The sequence below is a fragment of the Rhodococcus sp. T7 genome, assembly GCF_009872365.1.
Lineage (GTDB): Bacteria > Actinomycetota > Actinomycetes > Mycobacteriales > Mycobacteriaceae > Rhodococcus_F.
Genome location: NZ_WXYH01000389.1, coordinates 516,005 through 523,465 on the forward strand (window position 1 = coordinate 516,005; position 7,461 = coordinate 523,465).

Annotated in this window: 5 protein-coding genes; 1 reads left to right on the plus strand and 4 read right to left on the minus strand. The window is 63.3% G+C overall.

The window, feature by feature from the left end:
- Nucleotides 1-213: 213 nt before the first annotated feature.
- The 3 genes from MLGJGCBP_RS46445 to MLGJGCBP_RS46455 form a co-directional block, all read right to left on the minus strand.
- Nucleotides 214-636, minus strand: coding sequence for a hypothetical protein (locus tag MLGJGCBP_RS46445; RefSeq protein WP_007299862.1), 423 nt, complete (start codon nucleotides 634-636; stop codon nucleotides 214-216).
- 139 nt (nucleotides 637-775) lie between these two features.
- A complete protein-coding gene (locus MLGJGCBP_RS46450; RefSeq protein WP_148222657.1) occupies nucleotides 776-1,231 on the minus strand; it encodes a hypothetical protein in 456 nt (151 codons plus the stop codon).
- Nucleotides 1,224-2,393, minus strand: a complete 1,170-nt coding sequence (locus MLGJGCBP_RS46455) for a hypothetical protein (protein ID WP_007299864.1) — start codon at nucleotides 2,391-2,393, stop codon at nucleotides 1,224-1,226. Before MLGJGCBP_RS46455 ends, MLGJGCBP_RS46450 begins: the two co-directional genes overlap by 8 nt.
- A gap of 267 nt (nucleotides 2,394-2,660) precedes the next feature.
- On the opposite strand from MLGJGCBP_RS46455, the gene MLGJGCBP_RS46460 reads away from it, so the two are divergent.
- Nucleotides 2,661-3,770: a beta-propeller fold lactonase family protein gene (locus MLGJGCBP_RS46460; protein WP_160096457.1), complete on the plus strand. Its 1,110-nt coding sequence runs from the start codon at nucleotides 2,661-2,663 to the stop codon at nucleotides 3,768-3,770.
- A gap of 1,391 nt (nucleotides 3,771-5,161) precedes the next feature.
- Here the strand turns inward: MLGJGCBP_RS46460 and MLGJGCBP_RS46465 are convergent.
- Nucleotides 5,162-6,370 carry an Lsr2 family DNA-binding protein gene (locus MLGJGCBP_RS46465; RefSeq protein ID WP_007299866.1) on the minus strand — a complete coding sequence of 403 codons (1,209 nt, stop codon included), beginning with the start codon at nucleotides 6,368-6,370 and terminating at the stop codon, nucleotides 5,162-5,164.
- Between the last annotated feature and the right edge of the window lie 1,091 nt (nucleotides 6,371-7,461).

The following is a 7,461-nucleotide window of genomic DNA, read 5'->3' on the forward strand; positions in this document are numbered from 1 at the left end:
CCGTCAACCTCGGCGTGCCGAACACGCAACGTCCGAAAACCTCACAAACGCACCATAATCCTTAGTTCAGAGAAGCCCGCGCGGCGGGCGACTGCGGCGGTGGTCACCGGGGTTCGTTCTCGGTGTAGCCGGGTGATGGCAAGGTGGACGCGGTCGACGGCGGCTTGGGCGTCGCGGCGGCGGTGCGAATCTGGGATGGGGCTTGGCTACTGCTCATGCGCAGGCTTCTCCCTCGGTTTCGTCGTTGTCGGCGATCGCGGTGTTGGTGAGGTCGGTGGCGCGGAAGGCGGTGGACCAGACGCGGTGGAAGTAGTCCTGGGGTTTGCGCAGGTCCAGCGCGAGAGCCTGGTCGAGCAGGCCGAGCCCTGCCAGGGCGTTCTCGAGTCCGTCGATGGCGCGGGCAGTAGGCGCGAAGTGCTGGTACGGGTAATTAGCGGTCGCATCGTCGGGGGCGCCCTCGGCGAGTTGTCCCCATTGCTCGCGTTTACGCCTCCAATACAGCGGGTCCGCCCCGGACAGGACGAATTTGTCGCAGCCCTGGCAGTTCAGCGCCCAGGGGCAGGCGCCGCCGTCGACGACGGGTTGGAAGGTGCAGAAGCCCGGCGCGCAGCTGCGGCTCGCCGGTGTGCACAGCAAACACCTTCGCCGCGGGGATCAGCTGATCTCCACCCGAGGGGTGTCCGATCCCGCAAGTCTTCCGGCATACCGAGGAAATCTACGAACGAGCGCAAACAAGGAAATCCGCTAGGAGCGCCAGTGCGGATCAAGCAGAAACCTAGGGATGACGCTGCTCACGGTCGAGAGCGCACATCAGCAAGTGCGCTCGAACCTGCTTCTTCTCACTCTTTTCGAGATGTCGATAGTCGATGTATGCGTGACCAGGTGCCCGCTTCTTTCCCGCTTCGAGAGGGGCATCCCTGTCGTCGATGGCTCGCGTGCCCGCCTTAGCCACTTCAGCAACCGAACACGCCCATACAGACAATGAAGTGCTTGGTGCGTTCCCGTTGTGCCATTCGAAACTCTGAGCGGCAGTCACGATGGAGCTGCGGGAAAAGGACGGTGCGCCTCGGTCTGCGTCCAGCGGGCCGAACGCTCCAACTCCCGGCAGCGCCTTTTTCGCATCCCAGAGATGTGCGGGGATCTGGCGATAGAGGAGTTCATCATCCGCAACGGTGTCGCCTGGATCGATTATGAACTCACCCTCGATTAGGGGAGAAAAATCCTCAGCCACGAACCGCCTCCACATCCGTATCATCAATGAACTTCTTGACCCCGTCAAGATTCTCTGTTGGCTCAACGGCAGAGGATTCGCCGTCGCGAGAGTATCTGTTCATCTCATAGACGCCGTCCGGCGACACTTCGATCGTAATCACCCTTTGGGGCGATGCCCATTCCAAACTCACTCCGCCATCCTCTGATGGATAGATCCCAGGAATCTCGCGGCCTATCTTCGCGACGTGACGCAATATTTCGCGTGCACCATCGATCGCAGAAAAAGCAACAGCTTCGCTGCTTCGCGCCTCGTCGTTCCAGCCCTCGGATAGTTGCGCAAGCTCGATGAACCGGCCAGACCACGGCTCGCCATCCACCTCAAGCACCTGAACTTTGGTTGCTTCGAGAATCCTGGAGATATCCTCACCAACAAAGCTCAGTCGCCCGAAAATCCTCACCACGGGCGACTTTTCGCTCGTTCCAAGGACCGCCTTCATATCGTCGAATATTTCGGGTTCTTTGAACTTTCCATTCACCTCCCTGCCGTCAAGCAGAAGAGTGAATTTGGATTCAAGTCCATTCAACGCAACCAGTCGGGCTACCACCCATCCCGACTCTTTTCTGCGTTCGATCGCCAGAGTCGGCGGTAGACTCACGCTCGTCGCAGCCTTATGTGCGGTGCGTATTTTATTCTGATACGAGGACGGGGTTACTCTGAGCGAGGAATTAGAATCATTGGCGACCGGGACTGACATAAATTCCCCATCGTCAAGCGACGAGCCGAATTCGCCAAATTCTTCTGTTGCCACCAGTGGATGCCATAGGTCAGGCGATTGATCGTTCAGGACCTCATTCAAGGCAGCCTCAAAATCGAGCCGTCCCTCCTCGTAGTACGAGTCGTAAACGGAAGTCTGAGGTCTTTCAAGCACCGAGGTAGCACTGCCGGGTCTGACCTCAGCAATCGTCAGCTCGAATGAGTCGTGAAAGTCCTCGGGAAGTTCCTTCCCGGGGTTTGCATCCAGCCACTTCAGCTCAGCTGCACGCAGGACGATGGCGACGTACCGTTGCAGCTCCGCTAAAGCACGCACCGGAAGGCGACCATCTTCGAACTGCTCACCATCCATCGTCAGCGTCGCGAATGGATCTGGGGCCGTTGTCATGCGGCGAGTGTACGGCGCCACCGCTGCGTCGTCACAACGTATCCGCAATAGCGGACGCGCAACCACTCGAACGGTAGATCACTGCGCCTTCCATTCACCGATGAACGTCGGTCTACGCGAGGTACCGAGTTGTATATCGCGTGAATGACACAGGTGCACCGTCCTTCTCGCCGCCCGTGTCCGGTCGGCGTGTCAGCGCACCCAGCAGCGAACACGTGGCGCGAAGGAAGTAGCGTCACGCTCGATCCGGGTCAGCGATCGGGCGGGCGAGGAACTCGAGGGGGACCCATGACGGCGTATCGATCCCTGCTCCGGCACAAGGCCACGCGGACGCTTGTGCGCGTGGCCTTGTGCGCGACCGTCGGCACCACTGCGACCGTGCTCTGCGCGCCCACAGTCTGGTCGGCTCCGACCGACTCCTATGCGGTCACGGCGACGATCCCGGTCAACGGGCTGGCAGAAGGCATCGCCATCTCCCCGGACGGCTCACGGGCCTACGTCACCCACGGCGACGACGGCGCGGCCGGGCAGTTGTCAGTCATCGACACCGCCACCAAAACCGTCCTCAACACCCTCGCGGTCGGGAACTTCCCCGTCGGCGTCACCGTCTCCCCCAACGGCCAGACCGTGTACGCCGGCAGCAACGGGGACGACACCGTCTCCGTCATCGACACAACCACTTTCGCCGTCACCGCAACGATCCCCGTCGGCGACGGCCCACTCGGCGTCACCATCACCCCTGACGGGACCAAGGTTCTCGTCGCCAGCCAGTTCGACGGCCACCTCACAATCATCGACACGGCAACCAACACCGTGAGCAGCACACTCGCACTGGGAGGAACGACAATGTTCCTCGCCGTCTCCCCCGACAGTCGAACCGCCTACGTCACCGACAGTTCCGGCAACGCGATCGATGTCGTCGACATCCCCACCGCCGCGGTGACTGCCCGAATCCCTGCCTCCGGATCACCACTTGATATCGACATCACCGACAACGGTTCCACGCTGTGTGTCACCGGGGTGGACGGGTTCAGCACTGGATCGGCGTCCATCATCGACACCGCAACCCGGAGTGTCACCGCAACCATTCCCGTTGCGGCAGCCGCCGGCGGCATCGACGTCGCACCCGACGGACACACCGCCTACATCGCCCACAGCACCCCCACCAACGCAGTCACCGTCATAGACACCGCCACTCGAACCGTCACCGCCACCGTTCCCATCACCGAGAACGGCCAACTCATCGCCGTCACACCCAACAGCGCCGACGCCTACGTCACCAGCCAATCCGACACCGTCTCCGTCGTCTCCAACACATCGGCGCCCACCGACCCGCCGACCACCACACCACCCACCCTGCCCGGCACCGGGTCACTCGGAACCATCTTCGGGAGCTGACCCGCGCCGAGACCACGAAAGAGACCCTCCACGTCCGCGAACCCTCCCCACTGGGTCCGGCAACGACTGCATTGCCAACCTGAGGTACTCCGGCGCCGCGGGGGAAGCATCGGTTCGCGGCGTGGGTCTCGATGCCGTCGTGCGGCCGCCCGCGGAGACTCGAAATCGACCGAGATCCGCGAAGACAGTCCCGCCGCGGTCCACCCGGTGATCCGGCTCATCACAGGTCGCCGCACGCCTCGACGAGAAGTGCCGCGCCCAACCAGGGGCGAACAGACCGGCCCCTCCCAGCGTGCCCCGTCGAGGCGACCCTGCGAGCGGCAACCCAGTCAGCACACTCGGCGTCATTGGCGCGCCGCACCGTCGCACAGTCTCGGGGTGCGAACTCGTGTCGGCCATGTCCTCGAAACCGCTGCGAGCCAATACAAATAATCCCTTAGGGTTATAGCCACGGGATAGGGCACCGTCACCGGCGAGAGCCGACCGGGTCCAGCACGGTTGCACCGATACAAGACCCGCCGGGCCGCGTCTGTTCCTGCATCAATACCTGCGGAGGTCACGGCGCCTACTGGTCACTTCCACCATTCCCGCCTGCGATGCGGGACAACAATGTCGTCGAAGGGTGTGGTGTCACCGGCATCCCACCGGCGACGCCCCTCCGCGAGGCGACGGACAGTACGGCGACGCTCGCGACGGAGATCACGAGCATGACCCTCACCGTCGTGGCACAGCGAGCACGAGCAAATCCCGGTGCCCGTGTACGCGAGTGCCCAGACGCAGTTCGTTGCGGACAACCAGGCCCGACCTCCCTGATACCGGTCAGGGAGGTCGCAGACGTCATGGCAGTCGGCGTGCCACGGTTCAACGGAAAGTTCGCCACGGTGAAGACGAACCCAGACAGGAGAATGTGCTTCGGTACGGGACAAGGCGGTGCCTTTCAGCGCTCATGCGCCCCGGCCCGCTACCCTCGAATGAGGACGGACCGGGGCGGCGATTGCTGCACCGCATCCCTCGCCCGCCGAAGCGGGCGTCGCCATCCACAAGAACTCATGCCGCCCATTCTGGCATCCACCTACGACAGACCCGACCAGACAGCACCCGCCCGCCAAACGGGGCGACAGTTCTCGGCACCGACGCTCACCCAGCAGGTGCCAGCGGAACTCCCATCGGCCCCTCGGTGCACACTGTCGACCAGCGCTCGTGAGCAACCTCCCGTACCAGCCGCACCGATCGTCCGCCCGCGTTCATGGCTGTGACACCGGCGCGCTCATCTTCGGTGAGCCTGGCTTCGAAGAGACAGGCAAGGGTTCGGCTACTGAACGTCCGTCGGATTGAGAGAACCCGGCAACCCGGAGTCGGTGGGTCACGCTCAAGAGTGGACACCACTCGGTTCAGCCGCCCACAGCCGGCAACTTTGCCGCAGCCTCATGGAAGGCACGCACGATTGCGGCCGAAATCCGACCACGGAAGGACACTTCACGGCCCTCCCCGATCGCCCACTCGCGAATCTCCTTGGCCGTCTTCTTAGCCGGAGCCGTGCCCGCCGCCGCTCCATCCACCGGAGCCTCCTTCTCGACGACCTTCTCCACGGCTGCCTTCTTCGCCGGAGCCTTCTTCGTGGCCGTCTTCTTCGCCGGCAGCGTTTTTGCCTGAGCCTTCGTTGCCTGAGCGTCATGGAAAGCTTGCTCGATCTCGGCCGAAATCCGGCCGCGGGGAGACACTTCGCGACCCTCTCCGATCGCCCACTCGCGAGTATCCTTGATCGTCGACACCGCCGGAGCCTTGCCCACCGCCGGAACCTTCGTGGCAGCAATCTTCTCCGCGGCCGTCGACTTCGCCCCAGCCGTCTTCGCCGGCGACTTCCCCGCAGACGCCTTCTTCGCCGGAGCCTTCTCCGCGGCCGTCTTCGCCGGAGCCGTACCCGCCGCCGCTCCCTTCACCGGAGCCTCCTTCTCGACGACCTTCTCCACGGCCGTCTTCTTGGCAGCCGTCTTCTTCGCAGCCGTCTTCTGCCCTGTCGTCTTCTGCCCTGTCGTCTTCTGCCCTGTCGTCTTCTGCCCTGTCGTCTTCGCCGGCACCGTTTTTGCCTGAGCCTTCGTTGCCTGAGCGTCATGGAAAGCTTGCTCGATCTCGGCCGAAATCCGGCCGCGGGGAGACACTTCGCGACCCTCTCCGATCGCCCACTCGCGAATATCCTTGGTCGTCGTCACCGCCGGAGCCTTGTCCACCGCCGGTACCTTCGTGGCGACAATCTTCTCCGCGGCCGTCGACTTCGCCCCTGCCGTCTTCGCCGGCGACTTCCTCACAGTCGCCTTCTTCACAGCCGTCTTCTTCGGCCCGGTCGTCTTCGCCGGAGACTTCTTGGCGGCCGTTTTCTTCGCGGGAGCCTTCCCCTCGACTATCTTCTTCGCGGCCGCCTTCTTCGCCGGCGCCGCTTTTGCCTGAGCCTTCGTCGCCTGAGCGTCACGGAAAGCTTGCACGATCTCGGCCGAGATCCGGCCGCGGGGTGACACTTCGCGACCCTCGCCGATCGCCCACTCGCGGATCTCCTTGGTTGTCCCCTTCGCCGAACCTTGGGAAATTCTCGGTGATACCGCCATCGTGCTCTCCTTCTACGTCAGGGCAATCGTCGAACGCACACAGTAACGGCAGGCTCGTCCCGCAAAGGAGGAAGCTCACCGAACTAACAATTCAACGTCTCAAGACATTGTCCATGTGGGCAGACCACACACGATCCTCGTCGAGCTCAAATCACATCGCACCGAGCTTCATGCAGGACGAGCACGACTCAACCCGACAGGGACCATTCTCCACCGAAATCCCGAAATCGCGTCGGCAACTGCGGCATTGAAGTTGTCGATATTGTCGAATTCGGTGTTCACGATGCCGAGCAGGGTGTGGTGTGCGCCTGACGGCCCACCGCCTTCTCACCGAAGACTGTGCCGCAATTCCGGCGGTGCAGCGCCTCCCGGACTCGGGCCACAGCGGCACCGAACCTTACCTCGCGAAGTCCGCCCGCCGGCCACATCCCCAGCAGCCCGGAGAACACCGTCGTGGCCGTGCCACCGCATTCGGAGTGTGGTCACCCCCAGCCGGCATCATTCTCTTCCGCACCGCACTCACACACGGTTCACCCGAAACCGACTGCGGCACCGTACACACGAGTGGAGAAAACTCGACACAACACCGCGATGAGCAACAGGCACCGGGACGGCCACCCCTCGCGACAACAGTGGGGCGCGCGCCGGCCGAGAAACCGCGGGAGCTCACTCCGATCAGCTGGCGTCAGCCCGTACGTCGCCGCGCTATCCCAATGTCAGATCGACAATCGTGACCGAACGAGGCGAGCACCCTCTCTCGGGCCCACCCGTCGGCATCGCGGCGCCGACCGCACCACCATCAGCGTCGGTCGCTTTCCGTCCGTCGACCAGCATCAGCGCGAGTTCAGTGCATCCGTGCCGGCACTCGTCATGCAGCCCCCGCGCGACGATCGTGCGGGCCAAGATGTCGGTCCCGGGTTCGGCGGGTCAGCGCGTAGTCCCACCCACGTGCACGCCGTCAGCTAGGCCTCCTGGACGAGTGATGTTCCGCCAGCCACCCCAGGACCGCCACCTTGAGGCTGCACCCTTTGAGTGGACACCCCGGACAATGGTTCTAGGAGAGCCAGGAGGGATGTCGAGGTGGGACGCCA